Annotated in this window: 14 protein-coding genes; 8 read left to right on the top strand and 6 right to left on the bottom strand. The window is 63.0% G+C overall.

The genetic code is table 11. The features are described 5' to 3' along the window. Positions 1-68 precede the first annotated feature (68 nt). The 6 genes from BFQ01_RS19270 to BFQ01_RS19245 form a co-directional block, all read right to left on the bottom strand. On the bottom strand, positions 69-878 hold the full coding sequence (locus tag BFQ01_RS19270; protein ID WP_025856826.1) for an ABC transporter permease: 810 nt from the start codon (positions 876-878) through the stop codon (positions 69-71). Beyond that, the gene (locus BFQ01_RS19265; protein ID WP_065926498.1) at positions 868-1,797 is read right to left on the bottom strand and encodes an ABC transporter permease; all 930 of its coding nucleotides are present in this window, start codon (positions 1,795-1,797) and stop codon (positions 868-870) included. Before BFQ01_RS19265 ends, BFQ01_RS19270 begins: the two co-directional genes overlap by 11 nt. Before the next feature lies 1 nt (position 1,798). Beyond that, complete coding sequence (locus BFQ01_RS19260; protein WP_065926497.1) at positions 1,799-2,833, bottom strand: ABC transporter ATP-binding protein; 1,035 nt, start codon at positions 2,831-2,833, stop codon at positions 1,799-1,801. A 182-nt stretch (positions 2,834-3,015) separates the two neighbouring features. Next, positions 3,016-4,167, bottom strand: a complete 1,152-nt coding sequence (gene ydcS / locus BFQ01_RS19255) for a putative ABC transporter substrate-binding protein YdcS (RefSeq protein ID WP_065926496.1) — start codon at positions 4,165-4,167, stop codon at positions 3,016-3,018. Between the two features lie 71 nt (positions 4,168-4,238). Continuing rightward, positions 4,239-5,696 (bottom strand): gamma-aminobutyraldehyde dehydrogenase, encoded by a 1,458-nt coding sequence (locus BFQ01_RS19250; RefSeq protein ID WP_065926495.1) that lies wholly within the window; start codon positions 5,694-5,696, stop codon positions 4,239-4,241. Positions 5,697-5,828: 132 nt separating this feature from the next. Beyond that, a complete protein-coding gene (locus BFQ01_RS19245) occupies positions 5,829-6,740 on the bottom strand; it encodes a LysR family transcriptional regulator (RefSeq protein WP_065926494.1) in 912 nt (303 codons plus the stop codon). A gap of 168 nt (positions 6,741-6,908) precedes the next feature. On the opposite strand from BFQ01_RS19245, the gene BFQ01_RS19240 reads away from it, so the two are divergent. The 8 genes from BFQ01_RS19240 to BFQ01_RS19205 all read left to right on the top strand — a co-directional run bounded on the left by BFQ01_RS19240 (position 6,909) and on the right by BFQ01_RS19205 (position 16,239). After that, complete coding sequence (locus BFQ01_RS19240; protein ID WP_065926493.1) at positions 6,909-7,604, top strand: tellurite resistance TerB family protein; 696 nt, start codon at positions 6,909-6,911, stop codon at positions 7,602-7,604. Positions 7,605-7,800: 196 nt separating this feature from the next. Next, positions 7,801-9,444 (top strand): methyl-accepting chemotaxis protein, encoded by a 1,644-nt coding sequence (locus BFQ01_RS19235; RefSeq protein ID WP_370671268.1) that lies wholly within the window; start codon positions 7,801-7,803, stop codon positions 9,442-9,444. After that, complete coding sequence (locus BFQ01_RS19230) at positions 9,444-9,956, top strand: chemotaxis protein CheW (protein WP_027604522.1); 513 nt, start codon at positions 9,444-9,446, stop codon at positions 9,954-9,956. The genes BFQ01_RS19235 and BFQ01_RS19230 overlap by 1 nt, the downstream gene beginning before the upstream one ends. Beyond that, a complete protein-coding gene (locus tag BFQ01_RS19225; RefSeq protein WP_065926491.1) occupies positions 9,953-11,206 on the top strand; it encodes a CheR family methyltransferase in 1,254 nt (417 codons plus the stop codon). Before BFQ01_RS19230 ends, BFQ01_RS19225 begins: the two co-directional genes overlap by 4 nt. Continuing rightward, positions 11,199-11,900: a chemotaxis protein CheW gene (locus BFQ01_RS19220; RefSeq protein ID WP_027604520.1), complete on the top strand. Its 702-nt coding sequence runs from the start codon at positions 11,199-11,201 to the stop codon at positions 11,898-11,900. Before BFQ01_RS19225 ends, BFQ01_RS19220 begins: the two co-directional genes overlap by 8 nt. After that, positions 11,897-14,179 (top strand): hybrid sensor histidine kinase/response regulator, encoded by a 2,283-nt coding sequence (locus tag BFQ01_RS19215; RefSeq protein ID WP_065926490.1) that lies wholly within the window; start codon positions 11,897-11,899, stop codon positions 14,177-14,179. Before BFQ01_RS19220 ends, BFQ01_RS19215 begins: the two co-directional genes overlap by 4 nt. Next, a complete protein-coding gene (locus BFQ01_RS19210) occupies positions 14,176-15,186 on the top strand; it encodes a chemotaxis response regulator protein-glutamate methylesterase (RefSeq protein ID WP_065926489.1) in 1,011 nt (336 codons plus the stop codon). Before BFQ01_RS19215 ends, BFQ01_RS19210 begins: the two co-directional genes overlap by 4 nt. Before the next feature lie 51 nt (positions 15,187-15,237). After that, on the top strand, positions 15,238-16,239 hold the full coding sequence (locus BFQ01_RS19205; protein WP_065926488.1) for a response regulator: 1,002 nt from the start codon (positions 15,238-15,240) through the stop codon (positions 16,237-16,239). The last annotated feature ends 142 nt before the right edge of the window (positions 16,240-16,381 follow it).

The following is a 16,381-nucleotide window of genomic DNA, read 5'->3' as shown; positions in this document are numbered from 1 at the left end:
GCGATCGTTATGTCACTGAATAAACCGGCTCTGAATGTGGGAGAGGGCTCGGTGTCTTCAATAAAAAATTATTTACCACCACTCCCGGCCACGCTTTCACCGCCGCGGGTCAGGTAATAGGCGCCCAGGATCGGGAACATCGTCACCAGCATCACCAGCATCGCGACCACATTGGTCACCGGCACATCCCGTGGCCGGCTCAATTGGTTGAGCAACCACAGCGGCAACGTACGCTCGTGGCCGGCGGTGAAAGTGGTGACGATGATTTCGTCGAACGACAGCGCAAACGCCAGCATGCCGCCGGCCAGCAGCGCCGAGCCGAGGTTGGGCATGATGATGTAGCGGAAGGTCTGCCAGCCGTCGGCGCCCAGGTCCATCGAGGCTTCGATCAGGCTGTGGGACGTACGGCGCAGGCGGGCAATGACGTTGTTGTAGACGATCACCACGCAGAACGTCGCGTGGCCGACGATGATGGTGAACATCCCCGGCTCGATGCCTAATGTCTTGAACGTCGCCAGCAGTGCAATACCGGTGATGATCCCCGGCAGCGCAATCGGCAGGATCAACATCAGCGACACGCCTTGCTTGCCAAAGAACTCGCGGCGATACAGCGCCGCCGAGGCCAGGGTGCCCAGCACCATGGCAATCAGGGTGGCGATGGCGGCGATCTGCAACGACAGCTTGATCGCTTCCAGCACATCCGGCCGGGCGAAGGCCACGCTGAACCACTTCAGGGTAAAGCCCTGGGGCGGAAAGCTGAACGCGGCTTCTTCGGTGTTGAAGGCGTAGAGGAAGATGATCAGGATCGGGAAGTGCAGGAATACCAACCCGCCCCAGGCTGCGATCTTCAAGCCTAATGATGATTTCTCAGAGTGCATCGAAGGCCCCCAGGCGTTTGACGATGGACAGGTAAACCGCGATCAGCACGATCGGTACCAGGGTGAACGCCGCCGCCATGGGCATATTGCCGATGGCGCCTTGCTGGGCGTAGACCATTCCGCCGACGAAGTAACCCGGCGGACCCACCAGTTGCGGCACGATGAAATCGCCCAGGGTCAGCGAAAACGTGAAGATCGAACCGGCGGCAATCCCCGGCACCGACAGTGGCAGGATCACCTGCATGAAGGTCTGGCGCGGCTTGGCGCCGAGGTCGGCGGAGGCTTGCAGCAGCGACGGCGGCAAGCGCTCCAGGGACGCCTGGATCGGCAGGATCATAAAGGGCAGCCAGATATAGACGAACACCATGAAACGCCCCAGGTGCGAGGTGCTCAAGGTGCTGCCGCCCACGCCGGGAATGCCCAGCACGAACTGCAATACCGGTTCCAGGCCCAGGTGCTGCACGAACCACTGCGCCACTCCACCTTTGGCCAGCAGCAACGTCCAGGCATACGCCTTGACGATGTAGCTGGCCCACATCGGCATCATCACCGCGATATAGAAGAACGCCTTGGTCTTGCCCGTGGTGTAGCGCGCCATGTAGTAGGCGATCGGGAAGGCGACGATGGCGCTGGCGATCGACACCACGATCGCCATGCCCAGGGTGCGCAGGATGATGTCGAAGTTCGACGGCTGGAACAGCGCGGCGAAGTTGGCCAGGGTCAGGTCCGGGGTGACCGCCATGGTGAAGTCGTCAAAGGTATAGAAGCCTTGCCATAGCAGGGTCAGCAACGAACCCAGGTAGATCGCGCCGAACCAGATCAGCGGCGGAACCAGCAGCATCGCCAGGTACAGGTTGGGCTTGCGGTACAGCAGGTTGGAAAACCAGCGCATCGGCGGTTGGGAAAGGGCCAGGCTCATGTCACACCTCGCCTGCGCGGTCAGTCAGCGGCGTCATGGCTTCTCGCGCCCAGCGGGCGGTGATGGACTGGCCGACCTGATGGCCGCTGCTGATGTCCAGCCACTGGTTGTTGGCCTGGCTGATGTTCAGCGCCTGGCCGTTTTCCAGTTTCAGTTCATAGCGGGTGGCGCTGCCCTGGTACTGGATGTCGTGCAGCAGGCCGCTGATTTCCACTTCGCCGGCGCCCAGCGGGCCCTCGGCAAACCGTACGTGTTCCGGGCGAATCGAAAACGGCTGCGCACTGCCGCTGAGGCGCTGGGCCAACTCGCCGCGAATCACGTTGGAGGTGCCGACGAACTCGGCGACGAACGCGGTGGCCGGTTTCATATACAGGTTGCGCGGGGTGTCGACCTGTTCGATACGGCCCTTGTTGAACACCGCCACACGGTCGGACATCGACAGCGCTTCGGTCTGGTCGTGGGTGACGAAGATAAAGGTGATGCCGAGCTGGCGTTGCAGCTTCTTCAGCTCGCTTTGCATCTGTTCGCGCAGCTTGAGGTCGAGGGCGCCCAAGGGTTCATCGAGCAGCAACACCCGGGGGCGATTGACCAGGGCACGGGCCAAGGCCACTCGTTGGCGTTGGCCGCCGGAGAGCTGTACCGGCTTGCGCTCGCCGTAGCCACCGAGGGCGACCATCCCCAAGGCTTCTTCGGCGCGGTTGAGGCGTTCGGTCTTGCCCACGCCTTTGACCTTGAGGCCATAGGCGACGTTGTCGCGCACGTTCATATGGGGGAACAGTGCGTAATCCTGGAATACCGTGTTTACGTCACGCTGATACGGCGGCAAGCCAGCGGCTTCCTCGCCATGAATGCGGATCGAGCCTGCGCTCGGTTGCTCGAAACCGGCGATCAGGCGCAGGCAGGTGGTCTTGCCCGAGCCGGATGGGCCGAGCATGGAAAAGAACTCGCCGTCCTGGATATCGATGGAAACCCGGTCAACGGCCTTCACTTCGCCGAACTGACGGGAAACGTGGGTGAATTGGACTGCAAGCGTCATGGTGCGGTGCTCCAAAAAGGCGCGTTTTGGATAAAAATAAAATCGTAGGAGGTGCTCAGAAATCGCAGCCTCGTTTCACTCGACAGCTCCTACCAACGGTGTAGGAGCAGTAAAGATCCGTAGCAGCTGCCGAGGCACGAGGCTGCGTTGGGCCGCGAAGCGGCCCCTGAGGGTCAGATGGCTTAGCGCCCGCCCATGATCGCGATGTAGTCCTGGGTCCAGCGGCTGTACGGCACGAACTTGCCGCCCTCGGCCTGCGGGGTTTTCCAGAAGGCGATCTTGTCGAACTGATCGAAGCCGTTGGTCTTGCAACCCTCGGCGCCGAGCAGTTCGCTTTCCTTGCAGGCTGCGGGCACCGCCGGCAGCGAGCCGAACCAGGCGGCGACATCGCCCTGGACTTTCGGCTGCAGCGACCAGTCCATCCACTTGTAGGCGCAATTCGGGTGCTTGGCCTCGCTGTGCAACATGGTGGTGTCGGCCCAGCCGGTGGCGCCTTCCTTGGGAATGGTCGAAGCAATCGGCTGCTTCTCGTTCTGCAGGCCGTTGACCTGATACGGCCAGGCGCTGGAGGCCACCACGCCTTCGTTCTTGAAGTCGCTCATTTGCACGGTGGTGTCATGCCAGTAGCGGTGGATCAACGGCTGCTGCGCGCGCAACAGGTCGAGCACGGCCTTGTACTGGGTTTCGGTCAGTTCATAGGGGCTCTGGATCCCCAGTTCCGGCTGGGTGCTCTTGAGGTACAGCGCCGCATCGGCGATGTAGATCGGACCGTCATAGGCCTGCACGCGACCTTTGTTCGGCTTGCCGTCCGGCAGGTTCTGCGCATCGAACAGCACATTCCAGCTGGTGGGCGCGGTCTTGAACACGGTGGTGTTGTACATCAGCACGTTCGGCCCCCACTGGTACGGGGTGCCGTAGGTCTGCTGGCCCACCACGTACCACGGCGCATCCTTGAGGCGCGGGTCGATGTTCTTCCAGTTGGGGATCAACGCCGTGTTGATTGGTTGCACACGCTTGCCAACGATCAACCGCAGCGACGCATCCCCGGACGCGGTGACCAGGTCATAACCGCCCTTGGCCATCAAACTGACCATTTCGTCAGAGGTGGCGGCGGTTTTCACGTTGACCTTGCAGCCGGTTTCCTTCTCGAAACCTGTGACCCAGTCGTAGGCCTTGTCGCTTTCGCCACGTTCGATATAGCCGGGCCAGGCGACGATATCCAACTGGCCTTCACCAGCGCCCACCGCCTTGAGCGGTTCGGCGGCCTGGATACTGACGCTGGCCAGCAGCGCGGTGGTCAAGGCACTGAGCAGTGCGGTCTTATGCGCAGACATGGGGATTCCCTCTTCTTTAATTATGGTCGGGGCAGTGTGTGAAGCCGTGACGCATGAGCTTAGTTGTTGTTTTAAAGATGCTGGCCGTGGCGGGCCATGATGTGGCGCACCACGCTGTAGTCCTGTAGCGAATCGCTGGACAGATCTTTCCCATACCCCGAGCGCTTCAAGCCGCCGTGGGGCATTTCGCTGACCAGCATGAAATGGCTGTTGATCCAGGTGCAGCCGTATTGCAGGCGCGCGGCGACCTGCATGGCCTTGTCCAGGTTCTGGGTCCAGACGGAGGAGGCCAGGCCGTATTCGGAATCGTTGGCCCAGTCCACCGCCTGTTCCAGTTCGTCGAAGCGGGTCACGGTGACCACCGGGCCGAACACTTCGCGCTGGACGATTTCATCGTTCTGCTTGCAACCGGCGAGCAGCGTCGGCTGGTAATAGAAGCCGGCCCCGGAATGCACGGCCGCGCCGGTGACTCGCTCGATATGCGGCTGGCCCAGGGCGCGCTCGACAAAGCTGGCCACGCGGTCGCGCTGGCGTGTGCTGATCAGCGGGCCGAGTTCATTATCGGCATCGCGCTTGCCGGCGAAGCGCAGGCTGCTGACGGCTGCGCCCAGCTCGGCGACCAATTTGTCGTGGATGCCCGCCTGGGCATAGATGCGGCACGCCGCGGTGCAGTCCTGGCCGGCGTTGTAGTAACCGTAGGCACGTACGCCTTCGACCACGGCTTGCAGATCGGCGTCGTTGCACACGATCACCGGCGCCTTGCCGCCCAATTCCAGGTGTGTGCGTTTGAGGGTCTTGGAGGCGGCCTGCAGGATTTTCTGGCCGGTGACGATGTCGCCGGTCAGCGAGACCATGCGCACCTTGGGGTGGCTGACCAAATGGCTGCCGACGCCTTCACCGCCACCGCACAGAATGTTGATGACCCCGCGTGGTAACACGTCCTTCAGGACCGGGGCCAATGCGAGGATCGACAGCGGCGTGTGTTCCGACGGCTTGAACACCAAGGTATTACCGGCCGCCAGCGCCGGGGCGATCTTCCACGCGGCCATCATCAGCGGGTAGTTCCACGGCGCAATCGAGGCCACCACGCCAATCGGATCGCGGCGCACCATGCTGGTGTAGCCCGGCAGGTATTCGCCGCTGAGCTGGCCGGTCTGGCAGCGCACGGCGCCGGCGAAGAAGCGGAACACATCGATGGTGGCGCTCAAGTCGTCCTGGCGCGCCAGGTGCAACGGCTTGCCGCAGTTAAGCGATTCCAGGCGGGCCAGATAGTCGGCGTGTTTCTCGATGGCGTCGGCGATGCCCAGCAGGATGTTGGAGCGTTGTTGCGGCGTGGTCCGCGACCAGCCGGCAAAAGCGCGGTGTGCGGCGAGGATCGCACTTTCGACCTGCTCGGTGCTGGCTTCGGCGATCTGGGTGAGCACTTCGCCGGTGGCCGGGTTGAGGATCGGCTCGGCAACGCCCTGGCCCTGGACCAGTTCGCCGTCGATCAGCAACGCAGTGAGCAGCGGGGTTGGCGCGCCGGACATTTTTCGTGATCTCTTTTCTTGTGTGGTCATGGGCGTTCTCTTACAAGTCGCCTTACCTTCTCTTATGCATAGACAGAGACTAGAGGTCAGGCGTGAGGACAACAAATACTAAATACTGAATGCAGCATTCGATTAAATAGATGGCTTGCGCGGGTGTGGTTGTTCCCGCGCAACGGTGAGGAACGGATCCACCAAGGCCGGTCGCGCGGTGCCTCGACGCCAGGCCAGGCCGACGTCCAGGGTCTGGCTGAGGTCGGCAATCGGCCGCGCTTCAATAATGTCGCCCTCCAGGGACCAGGGGCGGTAGGTCATGTCCGGTTGGATCGATACGCCCAGGCCTGCGGCCACCAGGCTGCGCACGGCCTCGGTGGAGGCGGTGCGCAGGGTCACGCGCGGTTGCAGGCCGGCTGCTGCCCACAGGCGCTGGGCGTTATGCCCCATTTCGTCGACGTTCAGCTGAATCAACGGCTCGCTTGCCACGTCGGCGAGGTTGATGCTGTCGTGCTCCAGCAGCGGATGTTGCGCCGGTAGCCACAGGCGGTGGGGCGAGTGGGTGAGGACTTCGGTCTGCAGGGCGTGGCGGTCTTCCAGGTTGGAGAGGATCAGCACGCCCACATCGATCTCGCCGCTGACCAGCAAATGCTCGATATACGGGCGTTCGTCTTCCATCACGCGGATCTCCACGTTGGGGTAGGCGCGCTGGAAGCGGGTGAGCAAATCCGCCAGGTAGTAGCCGGCGACCAGGCTGGTCACGCCGATGATCAACTGCCCGGCGACCTGGTCGGTGCTCTGTTGCAGGCTGCGCTTGGCATTGTCGACGGTGGCGAGGATCAAGTGCGCCTGGCGCAGGAACTGATGGCCCTGGTGCGTGAGGGTCATGCCCTTGGCGTGGCGGTTGAACAGGGTGACGCCGATTTCCTGCTCCAGTTGCTGGATCGCCAGGGTCAGGGTGGACTGGGAAATGAACGCGGTCTGCGCGGCGGCGGAGATCGAACCGGTCTCGGCCACGGCGATAAAATGCCGGATTTGACGCAAGGTCATCATGCTGGAATTACCAGTGGGGTGTTTTTATAGATTTATCCGAGTGTATATCGATTTAAGCGAAGGGCAGCGGCGTTACATCTGGAAGCACTCTAGATCGCGGCTTTTTGGCACTTAGTTTTACGCTGAGGGCCTATTGGTCCTATGAACACTAGTGTCTGGAGGCTACGAATGAATACCCGTGGATTGCTCGATCAGTTGCTCAAGTCCGGCCAGGACATGTTGCAGAACAAAACCGGCGGCCAGCGCAAGCAGGACGATAAAGGCGCCCTCGGCGGCGGCGGTCTCGGCAGCCTGCTCGGCGGTGCGGGCGGTGGCGCCCTGGCGGCGGGAGCCATGGGCCTGTTGCTGGGCAACAAGAAGGCGCGCAAGTTTGGCGGCAAGGCCCTGACCTATGGCGGGCTGGCCGCGTTGGGCGTGATTGCCTACAAAGCCTACGGCAACTGGCAGGCCAAGCAGGCCAACGCGCCTCAGGGCGAACCGCAAACCATCGACCGCCTGCCACCGGCCCAGGTCGAGCAGCACAGCCAGGGGATCCTCAAGGCATTGGTCGCCGCCGCCAAGGCCGACGGCCATGTGGATGAGCGTGAACGCGCATTGATCGAAGGTGAATTCACCAAGCTGGACAACGACCGCGAACTGCAAAGCTGGCTGCACGCCGAATTGAACAAGCCGCTGGACCCGGCCGACGTCGCCCGCGCCGCCGGCACCCCGGAAATGGCTGCCGAGATGTACATCGCCAGCGTGATGCTGGTGGACGAGGAGAACTTTATGGAAAAGGCGTATCTGGACGAATTGGCCCGCCAACTCAAGCTCGAGCCGGGCTTGAAGCTGGAACTGGAAAAGCAGGTACGGCTTAACCAATAACCGACGAGTGTACGCAAACCATAGATGTGGGAGGGGGCTTGCCCCGGTTGCGGTGGAACAGCTGCAAATACTCCAACTGGTCTACCGCAATCGGGGCAAGCCCCCTCCCACAGGTGTTTTTGCATATATGTCGGCACAACACCAAAACCCATTGATAAATGAGGGCTTCTGCTCAGCTATACTCCCCTCCATTTGAATGGCCCTTCGAGGAAACACTGTGAAGAATTGGACCTTGCGCCAGCGGATTTTGGCGAGCTTTGCGGTCATTATCGCGATCATGCTGCTGATGGTTGTGGTGTCCTACTCACGGTTGCTGAAGATCGAAGCCAGCCAGGAATCGGTGCGTGACGACGCGGTGCCGGGGGTTTACCTCAGTTCGATGATCCGCAGCGCGTGGGTCGACAGCTATTTGCAGACCATCGATATCATTGGTCTGCGCGAGGATAAAACCTTCACCAATAGCGATAAGTCGGATTACAAGGCCTTCGAGGCGCGTATCGAACAGCAGATGGCCAATTACGAAAAAACCGTGCATAGCCAGGCCGATCGCATGGAGTTCGATAACTTCAAGGCCGCCCACATCAATTACAACAAGGTCCTGGCCGAGGTGCTTGAGCGCGTCGAAGCCAATGACCTGCCGGCCGCCCGCGAGCTGCTGGAAGAGCAATTGACGCCGATCTGGACCGAAGGGCGCATGAAGCTCAATGACATCATCACGGAAAACAAGGCCGTGTCCGACAGGGCAACGGCCGCCATTGACGACGCCGTTGCCTCGGCCAAGGTCAGCATGTTCCTGTCGCTGGCCGTGGCCATTCTCGCCGCCGGCCTGTGTGGCCTGCTGCTGATGCGCGCGATCATGGCGCCGATGCAACGCATCGTCGAGATCCTCCAGACCATGCGCACCGGTGACCTGAGCAAACGCTTGAACCTGGAGCGCAAGGACGAGTTCGGTGCGGTGGAAACCGGCTTCAACGACATGATGACCGAGCTCACGGCCCTGGTGTCCCAGGCCCAGCGCTCTTCGGTGCAGGTCACCACCTCGGTCACCGAGATTGCGGCCACCTCCAAGCAGCAGCAGGCCACTGCCACTGAAACCGCGGCCACCACCACTGAGATCGGTGCCACTTCACGGGAGATCGCTGCCACTTCCAAGGATCTGGTTCGCACCATGACCGAAGTGTCCACCGCCGCCGACCAGGCCTCGGTGGCCGCCGGTTCCGGCCAGCAAGGCCTGGCGCGCATGGAAGAAACCATGCACTCGGTGATGGGCGCCGCCGACCTGGTGAACGCCAAGCTGGCGATCCTCAATGAGAAGGCCGGCAATATCAACCAGGTGGTGGTGACCATCGTCAAGGTCGCCGACCAGACCAACCTGCTGTCCCTGAATGCCGCCATCGAAGCCGAAAAGGCCGGTGAATATGGGCGCGGTTTTGCCGTGGTGGCCACCGAAGTGCGGCGCCTGGCCGACCAGACCGCCGTGGCCACCTACGACATCGAGCAGATGGTGCGTGAAATCCAGTCAGCGGTTTCGGCGGGCGTGATGGGCATGGACAAGTTCTCCGAAGAAGTCCGTCGAGGCATGTTCGAAGTGCAGCAAGTAGGCGAGCAACTGTCGCAGATCATCCATCAGGTACAGGCCCTGGCGCCGCGGGTGTTGATGGTCAACGAAGGCATGCAGGCCCAGGCCACCGGCGCCGAGCAGATCAACCATGCCCTGGTGCAACTGGGCGATGCCAGCAGCCAGACGGTGGAGTCCCTGCGCCAGGCCAGCTTTGCCATCGATGAACTGAGCCAGGTTGCGGTGGGTCTGCGCAGCGGCGTGTCGCGTTTCAAAGTCTGATGAGCGACCTTGCGGCTAAACGCGGCGCCGTTCCGGCAGCGAAAAAAGCCTTGTTCCTGGTGTTTCACATCGGCAGCGAACGCTTTGCGCTCAAGGCCACGGAGGTGGCCGAGGTGTTGCCACGCCTGCCGCTCAAGCCTATCGCCCACGCGCCACTGTGGGTGGCGGGCATCTTTGCCCATCGCGGGGCGTTGGTGCCGGTCATCGACCTGAGTGCGCTGACCTTCGGCACAGCGGCCCAGGCGCGTACGAGTACGCGCCTGGTGCTGGTCAATTACCAGCCGCACACCTGGGTCGAATCGCGCTGGCTCGGGCTGATCCTCGAGCAGGCCACGGACACCCTGCGGTGCGACCCGGCCGAATTCCAGCCTTACGGCCTGGATAACCGCCAGGCGCGGTACCTGGGGCCGGTGCGTGAGGATGCCCTGGGCCTGATGCAGTGGATTGGCGTGAATGACGTGCTCACCGATGATGTGCGCGCCCTGTTGTTTTCTGCCGAGCTGAGCCTATGAGCAACGACCCGCGTTTCTTTGCCTTCTTGAAAGAACGTATCGGCCTGGACGTCGCGTCGGTCGGCGAGGCCATCATCGAGCGCGCCGTACGCCAGCGCAGCCAGGCCGTGCAGGCGCAAACGCCAGGGCAGTACTGGCAGCACCTGCAAAGCTCCGAGGACGAGCAACACGCGCTGATCGAAGCCGTGATCGTCCCCGAGACCTGGTTTTTCCGTTACCCCGAATCCTTTGCGACCCTGGCCCGACTGGCGCTTGCACGCCTGGCCGAGATCAAGCAGATGCGCGCCCTGCGCATTCTCAGCCTGCCGTGTTCCACCGGCGAAGAACCCTATTCCATTGCCATGGCCTTGCTGGATGCCGGGCTGGCGCCGCACCAGTTCAAGGTCCTGGGCCTGGATGTCAGCCCGCTGTCGGTGGAGCGCGCCCGGCGTGGGGTGTATGGCAAGAACTCGTTTCGCGGTGGCGATATTGCCTTTCGCGACCGCCACTTCACGGAATACGGCGACGGGTTCCACATCGCCGACCGCGTGCGCGAACAGGTGCGCCTGCAAGTCGGCAACCTGCTCGACCCGACGCTGCTGGCGAACGAGGCGAGCTACGATTTCGTGTTTTGCCGCAACCTGCTGATCTACTTTGACCAGCCGACCCAGAAACAAGTCTTCGATGTGCTCAAGGGCCTGACCCATGTGGACGGCGTGCTGTTTATCGGTCCCGCCGAGGGCAGCTTGCTGGGGCGCCACGGCATGCGCTCGATTGGGGTGCCGCAGTCATTTGCCTTCAGCCGGCATGCCGAACCGGTGAAGCCTGAGCCGGTATTCGTGCCCATGCCGACGCCACCGCGCCGCGCCGCGCCGGTCCCGGTCAAGCCGCGACCGTTCAGCACGGCCAGCACCCAGGCGGGGCCGATCAAGGCGCCGCCCTCCGATGCGGGCACCTTGCTCAGCCGCATCGCCAGCCTGGCCAACGAAGGCAAAAGTGCCGAGGCCCGCGCCGCCTGCGAGCAGTATCTGAACAGTCACCCGCCGGCCGCCCAGGTGTTCTACTGGCTGGGGTTGCTCAGCGACGTGGCCGGCAGCGCCCTGGAAGCCCAGGGGTTTTATCGTAAAGCCTTGTACCTGGAACCCCAGCACCCGCAGGCCTTGATGCACCTGGCCGCCTTGCTCGAGTCCCAGGGCGACAGTGCGGGGGCGCGCCGTTTACAGGCGCGGGCCGCCCGCAGCGAGCAGACAGTGAGTCCAAACGATGAGTAGCACCGAGGCGCTCAACACCGCAGGCCTGGACCTGACCCTGGCCGACACCCAAGCCATCGACGACTGCTGGAACCGTATCGGTATCCATGGCGACAAGTCGTGCCCGTTGCTTGTGGAGCATATCCACTGCCGTAACTGTTCGGTGTACTCGGCTGCCGCCACGCGCTTGCTGGACCGCTATGCCTTGCAGCAGGACGACCGTCGTCCGGTGGCGGCTGCCGAGGTTGACGAAAAGATCGTCACCCGCTCGCTGTTGGTGTTCCGCCTCGGCGAGGAATGGCTGGGCATCGCCACCCGCTGCCTGGTGGAGGTGGCGCCGTTGCAACCGATTCACTCGCTGCCGCACCAGCGCTCCCGTGCCTTGCTCGGTGTGGCCAATGTGCGTGGTGCGCTGGTGGCGTGCCTGTCGCTGGTGGAGTTGCTTGGCCTGGAAACAACCCATCAGGGCGCCAGCGGTGGGCGGATCATGCCGCGCATGCTGATCATCGCCGCGCAGGATGGCCCGGTGGTGGTGCCGGTGGACGAAGTGGATGGCATCCATGCCATCGATGAGCGCACCCTGAAGGCGGCGTCGGCCTCGGGTACCCAGGCCAGCGCGCGCTACACCCAGGGTGTGTTGCAGTGGAAAGGCCGTAGCCTGCGGTGGCTGGACGAGGCGCAATTGTTGTCCGCCGTGACCCGGAGCCTCACATGACCCCCGACCAGATGCGCGACGCCTCGCTGCTGGAGCTGTTCAGCCTGGAAGCCGATGCCCAGACCCAGGTGCTGAGCGCGGGCCTGCTGGCCCTGGAGCGCAACCCTACCCAGGCCGACCAGCTTGAAGCCTGCATGCGTGCCGCGCATTCGCTCAAGGGCGCGGCGCGCATCGTCGGGGTGGACGCCGGGGTCAGCGTGGCCCATGTCATGGAGGATTGCCTGGTCAGCGCCCAGGAACGCCGCCTGTACCTGCAACCCGAACATATCGACGCGTTGCTGCAAGGCACCGACTTGCTGATGCGTATCGCCACCCCTGGCAACGATGTCGGCACGGCGGACATCGATGCCTATGTGGCGTTGATGGAGCGCCTGCTGGATCCATCCCAGCCCAGTGCCTACGTCGCGCCGCTGCCCGCTGCGCCTGAGCCCGCCCCGGCGCCGCTCATCGAAGAGCTGCCGCCGGAGCCTGAGCCCGCACCGCACGTCGCCAGTGATCCGCCGCGTCAGGGCCGGCGCATGACTGAAGGTGGCGAACGCGTATTGCGCGTGACCGCCGAGCGCTTGAACAGCCTGTTGGACCTCTCGAGCAAGTCTCTGGTGGAAACCCAGCGGCTCAAGCCCTACCTGGCCAGCATGCAGCGTCTCAAACGGATTCAAAGCCAAAGCGTACGCGCCCTGGATACCCTGGATGGCCAGCTCAAGACCCTGGGTTTGAGCCTCGAAGCCGAGGAAGCCCTGGCCGATACCCGCCGCCTGCTGAGCGAAGCCCAGGCGCTGCTGGCGGAAAAGACCGCCGAGCTGGATGAGTTTGGCTGGCAGGCCGGCCAGCGTGCCCAGGTGCTCTACGACACTGCGCTGGCCTGTCGCATGCGCCCGTTTGCCGACGTGCTGGCCGGTCAGGTGCGCATGGTGCGCGACCTCGGCCGCAGCCTGGGCAAGCAAGTGCGCCTGGAGATCGAGGGAGAAAAGACCCAGGTCGATCGCGACGTGCTGGAAAAGCTCGAAGCGCCACTCACCCATTTATTGCGCAATGCCGTCGACCACGGCATCGAAATGCCCGAGCAACGCCTGCTGGCAGGCAAACCTGCCGAAGGCCTGATCCGCCTGCGCGCGTCCCATCAGGCCGGTCTGCTGGTGCTGGAGCTGAGTGACGACGGCAATGGCGTCGACCTGGAGCGTCTGCGCGGCACCATCGTCGATCGGCATCTTTCAACCTGGGAGACGGCCCTGAACCTGAGTGAAGAGGAGCTGCTGACGTTCCTGTTCCTGCCGGGGTTCAGCCTGCGCGACAAGGTCACCGAAGTGTCCGGGCGCGGTGTCGGGCTGGATGCGGTGCAGCATATGGTTCGCCAACTGCGCGGCGCGGTGGTGCTGGAGCAGGCGGCAGGGCAGGGCAGTCGCTTCCACCTGGAGGTGCCGCTGACCCTGTCGGTGGTGCGCAGCCTGGTGGTGGAAGTCGGCGAGGAAGCCTATGCGTTCCCGCTGGCGCATATCGAGCGCATGTGCGACCTGGCACCCGACGACATTGTGCAGTTGGAAGGCCGCCAGCATTTCTGGCACGAAGGTCGGCATGTGGGCCTGGTCGCCGCCAGCCAGCTGTTGCAGCGCCCATTGGGGCAGAGCAATGACGAAACCTTGAAGGTGGTGGTGATCCGCGAGCGCGATGCGGTTTACGGGATCGCCGTGGAACGCTTTATCGGCGAACGCACCCTGGTGGTGTTGCCGCTGGATGATCGCCTGGGCAAGGTCCAGGATATTTCCGCCGGTGCCTTGCTGGACGACGGCTCGGTGGTATTGATCGTCGATGTGGAAGATATGCTGCGCTCGGTGGACAAGCTGCTCAACACCGGGCGCCTGGAACGCATCGCCCGGCGCAGCCAGCAGGCCACCGAGGCACCGCGCAAGCGGGTACTGGTGGTGGACGACTCGCTCACTGTGCGGGAGTTGCAACGCAAACTGCTGCTCAATCGCGGGTACGAAGTGGCCGTCGCGGTTGACGGCATGGACGGCTGGAACGCCTTGCGCTCCGAAGACTTCGACCTGCTTATCACTGATATCGATATGCCTCGTATGGACGGTATTGAATTGGTCACACTCCTGCGCCGTGACAGTCGCCTGCAATCGTTGCCGGTGATGGTGGTGTCGTACAAAGACCGTGAAGAAGACCGCCGTCGCGGGCTGGATGCTGGGGCCGATTATTATCTGGCCAAGGCCAGTTTCCACGATGACGCGCTGCTGGATGCCGTGGTGGAGCTGATCGGAGGCGCGCGGTCATGAGGATTGCGATCGTCAATGACATGCCCCTGGCCGTGGAGGCCCTGCGCCGTGCCTTGAGCTTCGAGCCCGCGCACCAGGTTGTGTGGGTGGCCAGCAATGGCCTGGAGGCGGTGCAGCGCTGCGCCGAATTGACCCCGGACCTGATCCTGATGGACCTGATCATGCCGGTGATGGACGGCGTGGAGGCCACGCGGCAGATCATGGCCGAGACCCCGTGCGCGATCCTGCTGGTGACCGTCGACCGCCAGGCCAATGTGAGCCGGGTGTTCGAAGCCATGGGCCACGGCGCCCTGGATGTGGTGGACACGCCGGCGCTCGGCGTGGGCAACCCCAAGGATGCGGCGGCGCCGTTGCTGCGCAAGATCCTCAACATCGGCTGGCTGATCGGCCAGCGCGGCAGCCGTGTGCGCGCCGAAACCACCCCGGAGCGCAGCACCGGCGAACGCCAGAGCCTGGTGGCGATCGGTTCTTCGGCGGGTGGCCCGGCTGCCCTGGAAACCCTGCTCAAGGGATTGCCCCGGGACTTTGCCGCCGCCATTGTGCTGGTGCAGCATGTGGATCAGGTCTTCGCCGCCGGCATGGCCGAGTGGCTGAGCAGCGCCTCCGGCCTGCCGGTACGCCTGGCCCGCGAAGGCGAACCGCCGCAAAGCGGGGTGGTGCTGCTGGCCGGCACCAATCACCACATTCGTTTATTGAAGAATGGCACGCTAGCCTATACCGCAGAGCCGGTGAACGAGATTTACCGGCCTTCGATCGACGTGTTTTTCGAAAGCGTGGCCAGCCACTGGAATGGCGATGCCGTCGGCGTACTGCTGACGGGTATGGGGCGTGACGGGGCCCAGGGGCTCAAGCTAATGCGTGAACAAGGTTATTTGACCATCGCCCAGGATCAGCAAAGCTCGGCGGTGTATGGCATGCCCAAAGCGGCGGCGGCGATTGATGCTGCTGTTGAAATTCGCCCACTGGATAGAATTGCGCCCCGATTGCTGGAGGTCTTTGCAAAATGATCATGACCTTCCGCGGTGTTGGCTTGCAGGCAGTAATTCAGGTGACTGCACATGAATGATTTACAGATCGACGACATCAAGACCGACGAAAACGCCGCCATGGTGTTGCTGGTCGACGACCAGGCCATGATCGGCGAAGCCGTCCGGCGCGGCCTGGCCCACGAAGAAAACATCGACTTCCACTTCTGTGCCGACCCGCACCAGGCGATTGCCCAGGCCATCCGCATCAAGCCCACGGTGATCCTGCAGGACCTGGTGATGCCGGGCCTCGACGGCTTGACCCTGGTGCGCGAATACCGCAACCACCCGGCCACGCAGAACATCCCGATCATCGTGCTTTCCACCAAGGAAGACCCGCTGATCAAGAGCGCGGCGTTCTCGGCGGGGGCCAACGATTACCTGGTCAAGCTGCCGGACAACATCGAACTGGTGGCGCGCATCCGCTATCACTCGCGTTCCTACATGACCCTGTTGCAGCGCGATGCCGCCTACCGTGCGCTGCGGGTCAGCCAGCAACAGCTGCTGGACACCAACCTGGTGCTGCAACGGCTGATGAACTCCGATGGCCTGACCGGGCTGTCCAACCGCCGCCACTTCGACGAATACCTGGAGCTGGAATGGCGCCGCGCCATGCGTGATCAGACCCAGCTGTCATTGCTGATGATCGACGTGGATTTCTTCAAGACCTACAACGACAGCTTTGGCCACGTCGAGGGTGATGAAGCCTTGCGCAAGGTCGCCAACACTATCCGCGAAGCCAGCAGCCGCCCCTCGGACCTGCCGGCACGCTACGGCGGCGAAGAGTTTGCCCTGGTGTTGCCGAACACCTCGCCGGGTGGGGCACGCCTGGTGGCGGAAAAGCTGCGCATGGCCGTCGCCGCACTGAAAATCCCGCATATCGCCCCGGCGGAAGGCTCGAGCCTGACCATCAGCATCGGGCTGTCGACCATGACGCCGGTGCAGGGTACCGATTGCCGCCAGTTGATCATGGCGGCGGACAAGGGCTTGTATACGGCCAAGCACAACGGGCGAAACCTGGTCGGCATCGAGTGACTCGAGGCCGCAACAGATCAAAATGTGGGAGGGGGCTTGCCCCCTCCCACATTTAACCCTGCGTAGCCTGCCTTTTCGCCAGGCGGGCTGCCGCTCCCCCCCGTTTGCCGTTATACTCGCCGGCTTTCAAAAGTTCGCCAAC

This window comes from Pseudomonas sp. 8 R 14, assembly GCF_900005955.1.
Lineage (GTDB): Bacteria > Pseudomonadota > Gammaproteobacteria > Pseudomonadales > Pseudomonadaceae > Aquipseudomonas > Aquipseudomonas marginalis.
This window is presented reverse-complemented; position numbering and strand designations above follow the sequence as displayed.